This is a genomic window from Lentihominibacter hominis (assembly GCF_014385065.1).
GTDB classification, from domain to species: Bacteria; Bacillota; Clostridia; order Peptostreptococcales; family Anaerovoracaceae; genus Lentihominibacter; species Lentihominibacter hominis.
In genome coordinates this window covers 120,847-137,638 of record NZ_JACRTA010000001.1, presented here as the reverse complement: position 1 = coordinate 137,638, position 16,792 = coordinate 120,847, and the positions used below count along the sequence as shown (strand labels likewise).

The following is a 16,792-nucleotide window of genomic DNA, read 5'->3' as shown; positions in this document are numbered from 1 at the left end:
TACTATTAAAAGCGGACATATAGTGTAATTGAAAAAAATTATTAAAATTTGAGAGGAGAAGGCCTCCTCTTAAAAAGACCGATGTGGGATAAGTCCTGAGTTCAAAGAGACGACCGACAGTTACGAAACCTTTTTTAATGGGTATTGTAAATTTATGGAGGAGTATAATAATTTCGGTAAGATTATTATAATACTGCGTTTCTCAGATATGAGTTTTGTGAAATCAGTACTTGCTGGTAAAAATTTAACGATTTTATTGCAAAAATCCTTATAATTTAGTAAACTAATTTGAGTTAAAAGAAGAAATTTACAACTTATTAATATAAAGGGAGTAGTTATATGTTTTTTTCTAATAAGGGAGAAGTGAAATTTACAGAGACTATACTGAGAGATGCTCACCAGTCCCTGATGGCAACAAGGATGAGAACTGAGGATATGCTGCCTGTGGCAGAAGTAATGGATGAGATAGGATATCATTCTATAGAATGCTGGGGCGGAGCTACCTTTGATGTATGCATGAGGTATCTGAACGAAGATCCGTGGGAACGGCTTAAAGAGTTGAAAAAGAGGTTTAAGAAAACAAAACTTCAGATGCTTTTGAGGGGTCAGAATCTGCTGGGATATAATCATTATCCCGATGATGTGGTAGATGTGTTTATCCGCAAATCTGTGGATAACGGGATAGATATTTTCCGTATATTTGATGCTTTTAATGATGTGAGGAATCTGGAGCGGGCGGCTTATGCTGCCAAGCAGGAAGGTGCGCACGTGCAGCTTGCCATGGCATATACTGTAGGGAAAAAATATACGTTTAAATACTGGAAGAAGCTGGCTAAGGATCTGGAAGAGCTGGGAGCCGATTCTATATGTATAAAGGATATGGCGGGACTTCTTATGCCTTATGAGGCGGAGAATATAATAAAAATGCTGAAGAAAACTGTCAGTGTTCCAATTCATGTGCATTCTCACTGCACCAGTGGGGTGGCGCCTATGACTTATATGAAGGCGGCCGAAGCGGGATGTGACGTCATAGATACGGCGCTGTCTCCTTTTTCAATGGGAACGAGTCAGCCTGCCACCGAAGTTATGTATGAGACTTTTAAAGCGGGAGGACTAAACGTAAAGCTCAATGAAGATGCTATGACTTATGCGGCTGAATATTTTCGTAAATTCAGAAGGCATGCAGAGCAGGAAGGTCTCATAGATATAAAAATGATGGATGTGGATACCAAAACTCTCCAATATCAGGTACCCGGAGGAATGCTGTCGAATCTTTATATGCAAATGAAGGAACAGAATATGCAGGAAAGATTTGATGAGGTGCTGAAAGAGATTCCTAAAGTTCGTGAAGATTTGGGTGAGCCACCTCTCGTAACTCCGTCCTCACAGATAGTGGGAACACAGGCTGTATTCAATATAATGACAGGAGAACGCTATAAGATGGTCAGCAAGCAGACAAAAGCTATCTTAAAAGGCGAATACGGAAAGACTATAAGACCTTTTAATAAATCTGTCCAAAAAAAGGTGTTGGGAAAAGAACAGGCTATTACATGCAGACCTGCTGATCTTCTCAAGCCTGAGTTTTTCAATAAGAAGAAAGAACTGGGAGAAAAGGCTTCAACTGAGGAGATACTGCTGGCTTATATATTGTTTCCACAGTCTGCGGAATCTTTTTATAATAAAGATGAACAGTGATTTTTTATAAAATGTTGTTGTTTAAACAACATTATGTTAAACTGTAACAGACAGTTTGATGTTAATCATAAAATTTAATAATTCCGAACATATATTTCTAAAACTCGAAGGTCATGAGATATATGTCGATGGGCCTGTCGGGAAACTTCCGGGCCTCCCGTTATGGAAAGGAATGATATGAAGGCGATAAAAGAATTTTTCATTCCGAAAAATTCTTTTTTGTTTGTTCTGCGTAAAGTGTAGATAATTGCGGCAGAACTCGTATTACATACGTTCCTTTTTTGTTTGGGATTTATGTAATGAATATTTATGATAATAAATGGCAATCGTCATTTATTGGATATTATTATGTAAGACGGAGGTAGTTTATGAAAAAGAAAATTTTAACAGTAGTTTTGGCTCTTGCCGTATTGTTCTCCATGACAGCGATATTATCAGGCTGCGGAAATGAAGAGAAAAGTACGGAAAACAAAGGAAAGATTATTCTGGCAACTACGACCAGTACAAAAGACAGCGGTCTTTTGGATGAGATTCTGCCTGTTTTTGAAAAAAAATCAGGCTATACTGTAGATGTAGTGTCAGTTGGCTCCGGAGAGGCAATGAAAATGGGAGAGAATGGGGAAGCTGATGTATTATTGGTTCATTCTCCCGCTGCAGAAAAAGAGTATGTCGACGGAGGACATGCTGATGAAGATGGAAGAATGGACGTAATGTATAATGATTTTGTTGTCATTGGACCTGAGGCGGATCCTGCGGGCGTAAGCAAGAATGCACAGGATGATGCGTTGGCTGCATTTGAGAGTATTATGGAAAACCGACAGATATTTGTATCCAGAGCAGACGATTCGGGAACTCATAAGAAAGAATTGTCTATTTGGGAAAAAGCAGGTCTTAATCCTTCCGGAGACTGGTATATAGAAGCGGCTGCAGGAATGGGAGATGTAATCACCATGACAGATGAAAAAGCCGGATATACATTGTCCGACAGAGCTACATGGCTGAATGTAGGAGGACAGACAGCGCTTAAGATCCTTTGCGAAAAAGATCCGAGCGGGTTACTCAATAATCAGTATGGGGTTATTTGTGTAAATCCTGAAAAAAATGAGAATATAAACCATGAGGGAGCGAAGGAATTTCAGGAATGGTTAGTGTCGGAAGATACACAGAATCTTATCGGTGAATACGGTGTGGAAGAATATGGTGAAGCATTGTTTGTTCCAAATGCAAAATAAAGCGTAAAGGTATATATAATATGGATACTATCGGACACGGGATTACAGAAGCTATAAAATTAATATTTACAGCAGATAAGGAAATTTTTCAGATAGTGGGACTGTCTCTTTATATCTCTTTTTCATCTGTTGTAATATCTTCTGTTATAGGAATTCCGGCTGGAATATTGATAGGAACGTATGATTTTAAAGGTAAGGGAATTATAGTCAGGCTCATATATACGTTTATGAGCCTGCCTCCCGTAATAGCCGGTCTGACGGTTTTTTTGATATTCATGAGAAGAGGTCCTCTTGGAAGCCTGCAGCTTAATTATACTGTGCCTGCGATGGTAATAGCGCAGGTCTGTCTTGTTACTCCCATAATCATAGGCTTGACTTACAATATAGTTAAGGAAAAGGCAAGAGCAGTGAATGCTCTTGGGATAACGCTGGGAGCGGGAAGAATTCGCAGGGGCAGACTTTTGATTTATGAAATGCGCGTTGGAGTAACGACTGCAGTTGTTACAGGTTTTGGCAGAGCTGTCTCCGAAGTGGGAGCAGTAATGATAGTGGGCGGCAACATTAAAGGTAAGACACGTGTTATGACTACTTATATTTCCGAGCTCAAAGGAATGGGAAACTATGACAGAGCTATAGCTGTAGGAATAATCCTTTTGCTGATATCCTTTATGGTGAATGCTGTGCTTTATCATTTTCAGGAGCGTGAGAGCAGGTGATTTGTTGCATATATTGCTGAGATTATTGAAAAAGAGTTTTGGAGAGAGGTCTGTACTTGACATTGACAGCGGTGAAATAAAACATGGAAGCAGAACTGCTGTCATAGGGCCTAATGGTGCCGGAAAAAGTACGCTTCTCAATATAATGGCAGGAATACTTAAGCCGACCTGTGGAAATATTTATTACGATGGCAGTAAAGAGTTTCCTGGGACAAATATAAGTCTCGTATTTCAGGAGCCCTATCTGATATCTTCAACTGTAGAAAAGAATATTGCCTATCCTCTAAAGATAAGAGGTTTTTCAAAAGAAGATATTTTAACTCGTACGAATCTTTTAATGGAGGAACTTAATCTTCACAAGATTAAAAAGCAGAGACCGTGGAATCTTTCGGGAGGAGAGAAACAGAAGGTTGCACTTGCCAGGGCATTATCATTTAAACCGGGACTTCTTTTGCTGGATGAGCCTACTGCAAATATAGATCCTCATACTACAGCGGAGATAGAGAAGATGCTGATTGAAATAGGTGAGAAAGAAGATATAACCGTAGTTACGGTGACTCACAATTTGGCTCAGGCAAGACGAATGTGTGATCAGGTGATAATGATGCATGCGGGAAAGATTATAGAGACAGGCGACTGCGAAAATATTTTGAAAAAACCTTGCAATGAGATAACCAGAAAATTTATAGAGGGGGAGCTGCTGATATGATAGGTGTTAATATGATTGACAAAAATTCAGTGGGTACGTTATAATTATATCAAATATATTAATATCACTCCGATTCTCATCAGACACAAGATGCCGGTGAGGACGTTAGGGCGGCAGAAGTGATTCTGCAGCCTGCCATTGTGCAAAGGAGAACCTTTTAATCAAAGAAAAGCACATTTTCTTAAGGTCTTCTGTTGCACTTTTTTAATATGCGGAAATATTGACAGAGACGAAAATGTATTTTCTATTCTGCATGGGGAAGGAGTAAAGGAATATGAAAAGACTCAAATTCAAAAAAGCTAAATGTATAGGCTGCCAGTTATGTGCGCAGGTCTGTTCTGCATACAAGGAAGGCGAGTACATACCTTCAAAGGCCAGAATTGCCATAGAGACTTACTATGATAAGGGGGCGCTTAAATATGCGGATCATTATTGTATTCTTTGCGGTATCTGTCAGAAGAATTGTCCGACGGGAGCAATAAGCATTGATGAATACATTAAAGTGGATTTTGACAAGTGTATAGGATGCGGTACATGTGCGGAAAAATGTCCTAAAAAAGTCGTAAGGATAAGAGATGAAAAATCATACATCTGTGACACTTGTAAGGGAGATCCTAAGTGTGTGAAGACTTGTCCGCAGAATGCACTTACATTTGAATAGGCAAAGGAGGTAGAGTTTATGACAATGCTGGGATATCAGAATAACGTATTGAGGATAAATTTAAAAGAAAAAAAGGCCTCCACGGAGCCTTTGAGAATGGATTTTGCCAGAAAGTACATCGGATCAAAAGGTCTGGCAATAAGATATATGTATGAAGAGCTTGACCCGGGGATCGATGCACTGGGTGAAGACAACAAGCTGTTTCTGACCACAGGACCTCTTACAGGAACTCCTGTGCCTTGTTCGGGAAAGCTTTCGGTGGCAGCAAAATCGCCGGCTACGGGAACGATGAATGACTGCTCCATAGGAGGTCATGCAGGTATAAAGATAAAGTTCGCCGGATATGATATGATAATTTTTGAAGGAATTTCGGAGGAGCCATGTTATGTGGTTATCGAAGACGATAAAGTGAAATTTCTTGATGCAGCAGATCTGTGGGGCAGAGGATCTCATGAAGCAGAAGCTGTTTTAGCGGAGCAGTACGGTACCGATTACAGCATAATGTCTATCGGACCTGCAGGCGAAAAGCTTAGCAATATGGCATGTATAAATTCCGACTATTACAGACAGGCCGGAAGGGGCGGCATCGGAGCTGTAATGGGATCAAAGAAGATGAAGGCTATCCTTATCAAGGGAACAAAGGGTGTAAAGGTAGCTGATATAGAAAAGACTACAGACAGAATACTTGAGATACTTCACGATGATGTTCTTCAGGAAGACAATACATTCGTTTACGATGCCGGAACAACAGCGTTCCTTGAAGCGTGCGGAGACGGCGGAATAGTCCCTTACAAGAATTTCTCGGGAGCAAACGATCCTGAATGGGAAAAATATAACGGAGATGTACTCATGCAGTACAGAGAAGGCAAGAGAGGATGCGGAAGCTGCGGACTGGGCTGCGGCAATTTCCTTAAGATAGGGAATGCCGTATGTGAAGGTCCCGAGTACGAAACTATTGCCGTTGCAGGACCTAATGCCGGTATAACAGATCCTGAGCATATAGTAAAATTTAATGAAGTCTGCGACAATATGGGTCTGGATACCATAAGCGCTGGAGACACCATTGTATGGGCCATGGAAATGACAGAAAAGGGTCTTCACGATTTCGGCATCAGATTCGGCGAAGCTGATAAGATGATCGAAATGGTAGAGCTGATGGCGCGCCAGGAAGGCGTGGGAGCGGATTTATGCAAGGGCGTGAAATACTGCTCCGAAAAATATGGCGGTACAGATTTCGCTATGCAGGTTAAAGGGCTTGAATTCCCTCAGTATGAGCCACGTGGTTCATGGGGAATGTCATTGGCGTATGCGGTTTCCGACAGAGGCGCATGTCATATGAGAGCATATGCTCCGAATGTGGAGGTATTTGCCGCAGCAGTTCCTCCGTATACATCAGAAGGAAAAGGTCAGATGGTATATGAACTGGGAGAGTTCAATGCAGTTAAATTTTCGTTATGCATATGCGACTTTTGGGGGACTATAACATATGACATTATGGCAGAGATGCTTACTATGATAACCGGAGAGAAGTGGACTGCCGAAGAAATGGGAGAAGTCGGCAGAAGAGTTCTCAACATAGGAAGAGCATTCAACCAGAGAGAAGGATTTAACAGAGCCAACGATACGATCCCTAAGAGACTTGTAAGAGAAGCTCTGGGAGGCGAAGGTCCGGCTGCGGGACAGAAGATTCCTCAGGAAGCTTTCGAGGATATGCTTGATCAGTATTATGAAGTAATGGGCTGGAATAAAGACGGTACAATGCCGGAAGAACTGATTCGGTCTATTTTGTAGAAAATAATATTGAAATTTTGACTAAAGCCGGTAAGCAGAAAGAGCTTGCCGGTTTTGGCGTATTTATAAATAAGTAAAGTTGGTGTATACTTGGCCTATAGAAAGGATGAGTAATTATGAAGGTAACCATAACGCTCAGAGGAACGCTGAGAAAGTATTTCGGTGAAGATAAGGAACGTGTATACGATGTTCCCGAAGGCTGTACATGTGATGAAGCTCTGAAGATTGCAGGATTGGATTACAAGAAGATAAAAAATTTCGGATTTGTTTCCATAAACAACAAGAGAGTAATGATATATGACAAGCTTCAGGAAGGCGATCTGCTGAAAGCCTTTTCAAAAGTTTCGGGAGGATGATATGAGGAAAAGACGTTATGAGAGAAATCATACTGCCATTTCACAAGAAGAAAACAGAATTCTTGCAGGCAAGAAAGCATGCGTAGCAGGCTGTGGAGGTCTTGGCGGGGGAGTAATCGAAGGACTTGTACGTACCGGCGTGGGAACTGTTGTCGCCGTGGACGGAGATGTCTTTGATGAAACCAATCTCAACAGACAGGTATTTTCCAATGAGGAGAATATGGGAAAGTCCAAGGCAGAGGAAGCTGCAGTGCAGAGCAGGCTGATAAATTCAGAGGTGGAAGTTATCGCCGTCAATAGCTTCATAGATGAAAAAAATGTCAGGGAAATCATTGCAGATTCGGATGTGGCAGTGGATGCTCTTGATAATGCGGAGGCCAGAAAGATGCTGGAAGCAGCATGTGAAGAGGCAGGCATTCCCCTTGTTCATGGAGCGGTGGCCGGTTGGAACGGACAGGTTTCAGTTATAATACCGGGTCAAAGAATGATAGAGGCTTTATATGAAGGAGAATCTGTCGGAGGAGACGAAAATGATACGGGGAATCCTTATTTTACGCCTGCAGTGATTTCGGCGCTGGAAGTTGCGGAAGCAATAAAGCTGCTTCTGGGAAAAGAAAGCAGCCTTGAAGGCAAGCTGCTTACGGTGGATTTGATGAATCATCAATATGAAATAATAGATTTTGGAGAATAATAATGAGAATGGTTATGGTGAAAGGTTTTTCCAAGACGGGAAAGACAACTACAGTCTCAGCACTTATAAAAGAACTGAGAAGACGAGACTATACGGTGGGAACTCTCAAAGATATACATTATGAAGAATATCGCAGCGATGTGCCTGGGACGGACACTTATGTTCACAGGGAAAGCGGAGCATACACAGTGACGGCGCTGGGACCAAATGATACAGTCATAATGATGGATTCGAGAATGAGTGCAGAGGCTCTTTTAAAATATTATAAAGAGGACTTTATAATACTGGAAGGTGACTGCGGAATAAAATGTCCTACCATAATCACCGGCAGGAATACTGATGATATAGATAAGAGAATGTGCGATGAAGCCATTGCCATATCGGGAGTAATAGCAGAAGCAATGCAGGAGTACAGAGGATTTCCTGTCATTAATGGAAGAAAGGAAGTGGAGAGATTGGCAGATCTGATTGAAAAAAAGACGAAGGAACATGAGGAGGAAGTTGATATACAGCTTATCATAGACGGCAAAGAGATAGGAATGGTGCCTTTTGTGCAGAGGACTCTGCAAAATGTTGTAATAGGTGCAGTAAAGGCTCTGGATGGCTATGAAGAAGGTAAAGAGATAGTAATAAGAATAAATTAGATAAGAGGACTGTAAGATATGAGATTGCTGAATGTTGATACCATTGATGAAGCACGGGGCAAGCTGCTGGAAAACGCGGCGGGTAAAATTCCCGGTGTTGAATATATTGATTTTTCAAAAGGTCGGAACAGAGTTCTTGCGGAGGATATTACCGCGGCCGAAAATGTTCCCGGCTTTAATAAGTCCACTGTTGACGGATATGCCGTGAGAGCCAAAGATACTCAGGGAGTTTCGGAAAGCATTCCTGTGTTTCTGGATGTTGTGGGGGAAGTGTCCATGGGGGAAGCTGCCGCAAAAATCATATTTCCAGGACAGGCATGTTATGTTCCGACAGGAGGTATGCTGCCGGAAGGTGCCGATTCGGTGGTTATGATAGAGCATACAGAGAAATTTGATGAAAACAGCATTGCTGTGTATGATTCTGTATCGGTTGGAAGGAATGTCATATCAGCAGGAGAAGACATCGGCATGGGGACGGTGTTCCTTAGAAAAGGTACCTTAATGAGGCCGCAGGATACAGGCGTTCTGGCATCAGCCGGAGTTTCGCAGATACCGGTTTTCAAGCCGTGGAAGGTGACGGTGATATCCACAGGCGATGAGCTTGCAGGTGCGGACGGCGCCATAAAACCGGGGCAGACCAGAGATATAAATACTCATTCCCTGTCAGCAGCCGCGGAAAAAAACGGTTTTGTCGTAGCTGAGAAGCTTGTCCTTAAAGATGACAGAGATGCAATAAAGAATGCCATTTCAAAGACTATGGACGTCAGTGATGTGGTAATCGTATCGGGAGGAAGTTCTCAGGGAGATAAGGATTATACTGCCGATATAATGGATGAGCTGTCTGACGTTGGGGTGTTTACTCATGGCATAGCGGTAAAACCGGGAAAGCCTACTATTTTGGCATATGACGGCAAAAGCGGGACAATACTGGCAGGACTGCCGGGACATCCTGTAGCTGCGCTGCTGATATTCGAATTGTTTATAGCATGGCTGTACAGACAGCTTACCTGTCAGAAAGAGCCAAAGAAAACCATTGCGCGTATTACGGAAAATGTGCCGTCGGCAGGGGGAAAGGCTACATGTATGCCGCTGGAGCTTAAAGAGGGCAGTGATGGGGTGTACGACGCAATACCTGTTCTGGGAAAGTCCGGCTTAATGACTGTTTTGACAAGGGCTGACGGATATACTTTGACAGATACCAATTCGGAAGGACTTAAACAGGGAGAGTTTGTAGAGGTTACACTGTTTTAGGAGAGGATATATATGAGCAAGAAGAGAAATCTATATTTGAACACCATTCCGGTGGATGAGGCAAGAGAAAAATATCTGAAGGCCGTTTCGGAGCTTTTAACCATGCCTGCAGAGAGGATTCCGGTAACGGAAAGTCTGGGCAGAGTAACCATGAGCGCAGTATATGCCAGATACAGTTCACCTCTTTTCAATGCGTCGGCTATGGACGGAATCGCTGTATCGGCAAAAGATACGGAAGGTGCCACAGAGACTTCTCCGGTAATTTTGCAGGAAAATATGTATACTGTAGTGGATACGGGAGATCCTGTTCACAATCCATATGATGCCGTAATTATGGCAGAGGATATAGTGGAAACAGATGACGGAGTGAGAATAACATCATCGGCGGCTCCGTGGCAGCATATAAGACCAATAGGAGAGGATATCGTTGCGGGAGAAATGATATTGCCCGGCAGCCATAAGATCAGAGCTATAGATATAGGTGTGCTGCTGTCAGCAGGAATCCTTGAAATAGATGTGGTGAAAAAACCGGACGTGGCGATTTTTCCCACAGGAACAGAGATCATAGAACCCGGTGAAGAAATAAAAGAGGGCAGCATACTTGAGTCCAATTCAAGAATGTTTGAAAACATGGTAACGACCATGGGAGGAAACGGCCACAGATTTCCACCTATAAAGGATGATTACGATGAGATTCTCAGCAAGGTATCTGATGCTGCAGACAAGTATGATATGGTGATAATAAATGCAGGCTCAAGTGCCGGAACGGAAGATTATACGGTACATGTTCTCAGGGAGCTGGGTGAAGTTATAGTGCATGGAGTTGCCATAAAGCCCGGCAAGCCGGTTATACTGGCAATGGTGAAAAATAAACCGGTTATAGGCCTTCCGGGATATCCCGTTTCGGCATATATAGGCTTTGAAAATTTTGTCGCACCTCTTCTCAGCATTATGGGCAGAAGGAATGAAGCGGTAAATGAGCAGATAGAGGCTCACATATCAAAGCGTATAGTGTCAAGCCTTAAGCATAAGGAATATGTGAGAGTAAAGGTTGGAAAGGTTGGCGATAAGTTTGTCGCTGCACCGCTTGCCAGAGGCGCAGGAGCTGCCATGTCCCTTGTGAGAGCCGATGGATTCTGTGTAATAGAGCAGAGCAGTGAAGGCGTGGAAGCAGGGGAAAAGGTAAAAATAGAGCTTTACAGGAATAAAAATGAAGTGGAAAACACTATCGTCATAATAGGGAGTCACGATCTTATTCTTGATATAACAGCTGATATGATGCCGGGAAAATATAACAATATGTTTGTTTCCAGCACTCATGTAGGCAGTATGGGCGGACTGATGTCTTTGAAGCGCGGCGAGGCGCATATGGCTCCAATACATTTGCTGGACGAAGAAACAGGGCAGTACAATGTACCTTATGTAAAGCGTTTGTTTAAGGAGCCTATGGCCATAATAAAGGGAGTTAACAGAATTCAGGGAATAATGGTCAAGAAGGGCAATCCTCTCGGTATAAAAGGCATAGAGGATCTGGAAAATCCTGATGTAAGATATGTCAACAGACAGAGAGGCGCAGGCACCAGAGTGCTGCTGGATTACAAGCTTAAACAGTTGGGCATGGACAGTGAGAAAATAAACGGATATGACAGGGAAATGGCAACTCATATGGCGGTGGCAGCTGCTGTAGCCAGCGAAAGTGCCGATGCGGGAATGGGCGTGCTGTCGGCGGCAAGAGCCATGGGACTGGATTTTATAGAGGTGGCATATGAAGAGTATGATTTTGCAGCGCCCGTAAGATTTCTGGAGCTGCCTCACATCAAAGCATTTACAGATATCATAAAAAGCCCGGAATTTAAAAAAGAGCTTGACCGTCTGGGCGGATACACAAGTGATGCTTCAGGCAGAATAGTTTTGGTTTAGTTGGCTGCTATAAAAAGTTTAATTCCGACGAGTATAAGGAAAACAAAAAAGCCTATGGCAAGGGATTTTGATTTGCTTGCAGTGAATTTATAACCGAAAAGATAACCTGCCAGTCCCATGATTAAAGCTCCCAATATAGTTGTCAATTTGAACATATTTTCATCCTTACTTAAAAATTCTGATAACGATATATATTTATATATTATATAGGGTTTCACACAAAAAACAATATCCATATTGGTACTTCTGCATATAATCAAATAGAGATTTAAGATTATTATGATAAGAGGTGTATCAAATTGAGCAGAATAAAGATTTTTTCTGTATTGTTTGCAGCAGTAGCTGCTGCTGGCGGATCGCTGCTTCATTTTACGTATGAATGGCTTGGGGGGAAAGGATGGTCTTTTGTAAGTGCTGTAAATGAAAGCACGTGGGAACATTTGAAATTATTGTTTTGGCCGGTGGCAGCTCTTACGGCTTTGGAATATTTTGTATACGGCAGAAAAACTGAGAATTTTCTTTTTATAAGATTGGTTTCTTTGTTGTCTGGAATGATAATAATAGTAGCAGCATTTTATACTTATTCAGGTGTATTGGGATATAATTTCTTGGCTGCTGATATAACTGTATTTTTGATGGGAGTAGCTGCCGTATATGTGATTGGATATATGATGATGAAAAATAAAAATTCCGGAGAGCTGTCAGAGGCAGACACATCTTTTCTTTCTGTATGTTCTCTGGCAGCGTTAATGGCGTTGGCTGTATTATTTATGATATTTACTTATGAGCCTCCCAGTATAGGGCTATTTCAGGATCCTGTCACCGGAAAATATGGCATATGATTGTAATACCCGAATCTTTTATAAAAGATCCGGGTATTATTTTGCTTTTGAAATTGTTTTTTTATATAATAAAAATATATAATAATTAGAAAACATATTCAAAGAGGAGGATATATAATGAACGAATTCTTACTGTTTGCATTTTTATTCTTTATAGGAAGTTGTCTCGGATGGTGTATGGAGTTATTGTTTAGACGTTTTGTTTCAAAAAATAACCCGAGAAGAAACTGGATAAATCCGGGTTTTCTCGCAGGTCCTTATCTCCCTTTATATGGATTTGGTCTTTGGGGTATGTATGAAGTATCTCACGTAATAAAATTGCTCGTTACCGGCAATATCTTTATAGATGTGTTTATTATTTTTTTAATAATGGCAATAATAATGACCATAATAGAATTTATAGCCGGTCTTATATTCGTAAAAGGAATGAATGTAAAATTATGGGATTACAGTGGGGAGAAGTTTAATATAAAAGGCGTGATATGCCTGAAGTTCACTGTCATATGGGGAGTTTTGGGATCGGTTTACTATTTTACGATAAATACACGTGTGGAAAACTGGGTGGACTGGCTTTCTGCACATCTGACATTTTCTTTTTTTATCGGACTGTTTTTCGGAGTTTTTTTAGTAGATCTGTGTTATACTTTGCAGCTATCGGTTAAAATCAGAAAATTTGCCGTAGACAATCAATTTATTGTTAAGTATGAGGAATTGAAACACTTTATAAGTGAGCAGAGAAAAGAGTTAAAGGAAAAAGGAAGTTTTATACTTGCATTTAAGACAGACAAGCCTTTTAAGGAAAATTTAGAGCGTTATTTGGAAAGGTCGATAGAAACAGGGAAGAAAAAATTTGAAGAAGCAAAAAAAGATATGAAAACAAAAATGAAAAGTCGGGAAAATAAGAGATAGAAAAAAGAGTATAAAGGGGATAGATGTATGAAGGAAGTTGTAGATAAAATAAGAGCAGCTGAAAAGAAGGCTGCAGAATTAAAAGCCGAAGCTGTATCAGAAGCGGAATATAACCTTAAGAAAGTAAGAGAAAAAGGAAAAAAATATGTAGATGATACTGTAGCCAGTGCCGGCAGAAGTGCAGCGCTCATGATAAAGCAGGCAGAGGAAGAAACCGCCGAGGCTGCTGCAGAAAAAATAAAAGAGGCAGATGAAAGAGCCGGACAGATTATGATGTCAGCTGAGCATAAAATAGATGAAGCAGCTGATAGAATCGTTGAAAGGATCATGGGCAGTATATGATAGAAAGGATGGAGAAAATCTGCATCTACAGCGTGAAAGATCAGACAGATGATGTTGTGGAAGATATTTTGAAATGTGGAGTCATACAACCGATCCATGCACAGTCTGTAGTACCGGATGAGATAAAACATGTTTTGGAGGAATGTGAAATATCTGACATTTCAAAAGAGGAAGAACTGATTAATAGAATAGAGAACGGAATTACCGTTTTAAAAAAATTTTCCGCAGAGAAAAATCTTTTTAAGAAACGACCCTTTATTACGTATAAAGAACTTACAGAGGAAAAAGTAATTTCCCAAAGTATAGAGATATGTGACAAGATTGAAAAAGCGGAAGAAAGAATAAGTAAGCTGAGAAGAGATTTAGCTGAGATGATTTTCAGAGAAAAATCGTTGGTCCCGTGGGCATCCTTTGATATTCCTGCTGAAAAATGCAGGACGGAGTCGGCGGAAACATACTTTTGTGTGCTGCAGGGGCAGAAAACTTCAGAAAATATAGAAGAAATATTGTCTGACAAAGGGGTTCCTGTATATTTGGAAACAGTTCATATAGATGAAGAAACGCATTATGTGGCACTGTTGTTTCTGAAAAAATACAATAAGGCGGTAGGAGAGGCTTTGAACAGATTAGGAGCAAAAAAATTTGATATTGAAGGTATGAAGGGAACTTTTGCTGAGAATATTGAAATTTGCCGCAGTAATATTAAATCTATGAATAGTGATCTTAACAGGGGAGAAAAAGAGATTTATGATATTTCCCGGGGAAAAAAGATTCTCGAGAAAGCATCAGATTCTCTTAAGATTAAAATTCAGTATATGTCAGGCCGGGAAAATTTTTTAAGTACTGAAAAAGTGAATATAATAACTGGATGGATACCTGTGTCTGAAAAAGAGAATGTAAGCAAAAAATTAGCCGAATATGACTGTTTTTGTCAGTATGAAGCACCTGACTCTTGCGAAGAATATCCTGTCCTTATGAAAAACAACAAGCTGGTGAAGCCCTTCGGTACTATTACAGAAATGTATTCGTTACCAAAGTCCCGCAGTATTGATACTAACTGGGCTATCGGGTTGTTCTTTTTTATCTTCTTTGGAATGATGTTGTCAGATGCCGGATACGGTATAATTTTGATTCTCGGCGGACTTTTAGGAGCGAAACTTCTTGATATAGGTGATGAAGCCAGAGAGTTTTTTAAGATGATAGGAATATGCGGATTTTCCACAGTATTATGGGGAGCTGTTTATGGAAGTTGGTTTGGTGATGCTGTACCAACAATTACTGAAACATTTTTTAATAGGCGAATTGAAATTCCATATTTAATAGATCCGTTGTCTCAGCCCATGACAGTATTGATACTGGCGTGTATTCTTGGGGTGATTCATCTGTTTACAGGTATGGGGATAAAAGCATATATCATGATAAAGCGGGGCGACAGATGGGGAGCTTTGTTTGATGTGGGATTTTGGTATATGCTTCTCTTAGGTCTTCCTATGCTTCTCATGACCGGCCCATGGAAGACTGCAGGGTATATATTGTCGGTGACCGGAGCTGTGGGACTTGTCCTTACTCAAGGAAGGCATAAATCTAAGACAGCGGGCAAAATAATATCAGGTATTATGAGTCTGTACAACATAACAGGTTATTTTTCGGATGTACTTTCGTATTCAAGAATATTGGCGCTGGGACTTGCTACAGGAGTTGTAGCCAGCGTGGTAAATATCATGGGATCTATGGCGGGAAACGGTATAATAGGGGTCATATTGTTCATAATCGTATTTACAGCAGGTCATGTTCTAAATCTGGCCATCAATGCTTTGGGAGCATATGTACATTCGGCCAGACTTCAATATGTTGAATTTTTCGGTAAATATTATGAAGGCGGAGGAAAGAAATTTGACCCGCTGAGAATAAAGACAAAATATGTGAGGATAACGGAGGAAAAAAAGTAATGGAAACGTTTGCAACGTTATTTACTAACGGGAATTTTTATGCTTATTTAGGTGTGGCTGTAGCAGTAGTTTTAGCAGGAATGGGTTCGGCAAAAGGTGTGGGTATAGTAGGAGAAGCTGCGTCGGGTGTTTTAAGTGAAGATCCTGATAAGTTTGGGCAGTGTCTTGTGCTTCAGGCGCTGCCGGGAACACAGGGGATATATGGATTCCTTATCGGATTTATTATTATGCTGAATACAGGGATGCTGGGAGGTGACGTACAGCTTCCTGTAGGGACTGGTGCAGCTATATTAGTAGCGTCACTGCCCGTTGGCATTGTAGGACTGGTTTCCGGTATTCATCAGGGAAGAGTATCAGCGTCAGGAGTAAAAGTTATTGCTAAAAGACCTGATCAAGTGTCAAAACCTATGGTATCAGCTGCGCTTGTAGAGACTTATGCTATATTGGCATTTCTCATATCTATGTTATTGATTTTTAATATCAAGATCTGAGGTGATCAGAGGAGGAAGTCATGGGAAGTATAGCAGGTATATTGGATGTTATCGTTTCAGATGCTGAAGCTGAAGCGATGGTCACAGCCGAACACGGCAGGAACGAATGTATGCATGTGAGACACAGTTTTGAACAAGAAGCTCGTCTGAAGGAAGAGCGTATTATCGAAGAAGCTGTAAAAAAGTCCCGGGAATTAAAGAGGAGGAGCCTTTCTAAGGCGGAGACAGATGTAAGGAATATCATACTTTCTGCAAGAAGGACAATGATGGAGAAAGCTTTTGCTGCAGCAGAAGATAAATTGATACATCTCGGCAAAGATGAGAAAAAATTTCTCTACGAAAGGCTTATAACCAAGTACTGCAGCAGCGACACTGTCACTGTTGTCTTGAATAAAAGTGATATGAATTTGCTGGGGTCACGATTGAAGGTAAAAGGTATTGATATTAGAACAAAGATTTCTCATAAGGAATTTTCGGGAGGAATTCTGATAATAGAAAAGGATACAGAGATGGACTGTACCTTTAATACTGTTCTTAAGAATGTTGCCGGAGAAATGGAAACCGATGTTGCTTCTATGCTTTTTGAATAGTCA

General features: G+C 41.0%; 19 protein-coding genes and 1 riboswitch. Of the genes, 18 read left to right on the top strand and 1 reads right to left on the bottom strand.

Annotated elements, in window-relative coordinates:
• Positions 1–88: 88 nt before the first annotated feature.
• From H8692_RS10975 to H8692_RS00665, 12 genes are all read left to right on the top strand, one after another.
• Positions 89–274, top strand: coding sequence for a DUF6591 domain-containing protein (locus H8692_RS10975; protein ID WP_417494549.1), 186 nt, complete (start codon positions 89–91; stop codon positions 272–274).
• A 65-nt stretch (positions 275–339) separates the two neighbouring features.
• Entirely contained in the window at positions 340–1,695 is a 1,356-nt protein-coding gene (locus H8692_RS00715; protein WP_177269878.1) for a pyruvate carboxylase subunit B, read from the top strand.
• Between the two features lie 69 nt (positions 1,696–1,764).
• Positions 1,765–1,884: riboswitch (molybdenum cofactor riboswitch) on the top strand.
• A 179-nt stretch (positions 1,885–2,063) separates the two neighbouring features.
• Positions 2,064–2,927, top strand: coding sequence for an ABC transporter substrate-binding protein (locus H8692_RS00710; protein WP_177269876.1), 864 nt, complete (start codon positions 2,064–2,066; stop codon positions 2,925–2,927).
• Positions 2,928–2,947: 20 nt separating this feature from the next.
• Positions 2,948–3,643, top strand: a complete 696-nt coding sequence (locus H8692_RS00705; RefSeq protein WP_177269874.1) for an ABC transporter permease — start codon at positions 2,948–2,950, stop codon at positions 3,641–3,643.
• A gap of 13 nt (positions 3,644–3,656) precedes the next feature.
• Positions 3,657–4,352: an energy-coupling factor ABC transporter ATP-binding protein gene (locus H8692_RS00700; protein ID WP_207722930.1), complete on the top strand. Its 696-nt coding sequence runs from the start codon at positions 3,657–3,659 to the stop codon at positions 4,350–4,352.
• Positions 4,353–4,626: 274 nt separating this feature from the next.
• Positions 4,627–5,013, top strand: a complete 387-nt coding sequence (locus H8692_RS00695; protein ID WP_177269870.1) for a 4Fe-4S binding protein — start codon at positions 4,627–4,629, stop codon at positions 5,011–5,013.
• Positions 5,014–5,031: 18 nt separating this feature from the next.
• On the top strand, positions 5,032–6,804 hold the full coding sequence (locus tag H8692_RS00690; RefSeq protein ID WP_243206868.1) for an aldehyde ferredoxin oxidoreductase family protein: 1,773 nt from the start codon (positions 5,032–5,034) through the stop codon (positions 6,802–6,804).
• 116 nt (positions 6,805–6,920) lie between these two features.
• Complete coding sequence (locus H8692_RS00685) at positions 6,921–7,160, top strand: MoaD/ThiS family protein (RefSeq protein ID WP_187524749.1); 240 nt, start codon at positions 6,921–6,923, stop codon at positions 7,158–7,160.
• Between the two features lies 1 nt (position 7,161).
• On the top strand, positions 7,162–7,851 hold the full coding sequence (locus tag H8692_RS00680; protein ID WP_187524748.1) for a HesA/MoeB/ThiF family protein: 690 nt from the start codon (positions 7,162–7,164) through the stop codon (positions 7,849–7,851).
• A 2-nt stretch (positions 7,852–7,853) separates the two neighbouring features.
• Positions 7,854–8,495, top strand: a complete 642-nt coding sequence (locus H8692_RS00675; RefSeq protein WP_187524747.1) for a molybdopterin-guanine dinucleotide biosynthesis protein MobB — start codon at positions 7,854–7,856, stop codon at positions 8,493–8,495.
• A gap of 18 nt (positions 8,496–8,513) precedes the next feature.
• On the top strand, positions 8,514–9,746 hold the full coding sequence (locus H8692_RS00670; protein ID WP_187524746.1) for a molybdopterin molybdotransferase MoeA: 1,233 nt from the start codon (positions 8,514–8,516) through the stop codon (positions 9,744–9,746).
• 12 nt (positions 9,747–9,758) lie between these two features.
• Positions 9,759–11,666 (top strand): molybdopterin biosynthesis protein, encoded by a 1,908-nt coding sequence (locus H8692_RS00665; protein ID WP_187524745.1) that lies wholly within the window; start codon positions 9,759–9,761, stop codon positions 11,664–11,666.
• On the opposite strand, the gene H8692_RS00660 is transcribed toward H8692_RS00665, so the two are convergent.
• Positions 11,663–11,821 carry a hypothetical protein gene (locus H8692_RS00660; RefSeq protein ID WP_177269858.1) on the bottom strand — a complete coding sequence of 53 codons (159 nt, stop codon included), beginning with the start codon at positions 11,819–11,821 and terminating at the stop codon, positions 11,663–11,665. The two genes, H8692_RS00665 and H8692_RS00660, sit on opposite strands and share 4 nt — an antisense overlap.
• A gap of 144 nt (positions 11,822–11,965) precedes the next feature.
• Between H8692_RS00660 and H8692_RS00655 the strand changes: the two genes are divergently transcribed.
• The 6 genes from H8692_RS00655 (at position 11,966) to H8692_RS00630 (ending at position 16,789) form a co-directional block, all read left to right on the top strand.
• Positions 11,966–12,508: a DUF6512 family protein gene (locus H8692_RS00655; protein ID WP_177269856.1), complete on the top strand. Its 543-nt coding sequence runs from the start codon at positions 11,966–11,968 to the stop codon at positions 12,506–12,508.
• Between the two features lie 117 nt (positions 12,509–12,625).
• Positions 12,626–13,417 carry a putative ABC transporter permease gene (locus H8692_RS00650; protein ID WP_177269854.1) on the top strand — a complete coding sequence of 264 codons (792 nt, stop codon included), beginning with the start codon at positions 12,626–12,628 and terminating at the stop codon, positions 13,415–13,417.
• Positions 13,418–13,444: 27 nt separating this feature from the next.
• Positions 13,445–13,759: a hypothetical protein gene (locus tag H8692_RS00645; RefSeq protein ID WP_177269852.1), complete on the top strand. Its 315-nt coding sequence runs from the start codon at positions 13,445–13,447 to the stop codon at positions 13,757–13,759.
• On the top strand, positions 13,756–15,708 hold the full coding sequence (locus tag H8692_RS00640; protein ID WP_207722929.1) for a V-type ATP synthase subunit I: 1,953 nt from the start codon (positions 13,756–13,758) through the stop codon (positions 15,706–15,708). Before H8692_RS00645 ends, H8692_RS00640 begins: the two co-directional genes overlap by 4 nt.
• Complete coding sequence (locus tag H8692_RS00635) at positions 15,708–16,199, top strand: V-type ATP synthase subunit K (protein WP_177269848.1); 492 nt, start codon at positions 15,708–15,710, stop codon at positions 16,197–16,199. The genes H8692_RS00640 and H8692_RS00635 overlap by 1 nt, the downstream gene beginning before the upstream one ends.
• Positions 16,200–16,219: 20 nt before the next feature.
• Complete coding sequence (locus H8692_RS00630) at positions 16,220–16,789, top strand: V-type ATP synthase subunit E (RefSeq protein WP_177269846.1); 570 nt, start codon at positions 16,220–16,222, stop codon at positions 16,787–16,789.
• Positions 16,790–16,792 lie beyond the last annotated feature (3 nt).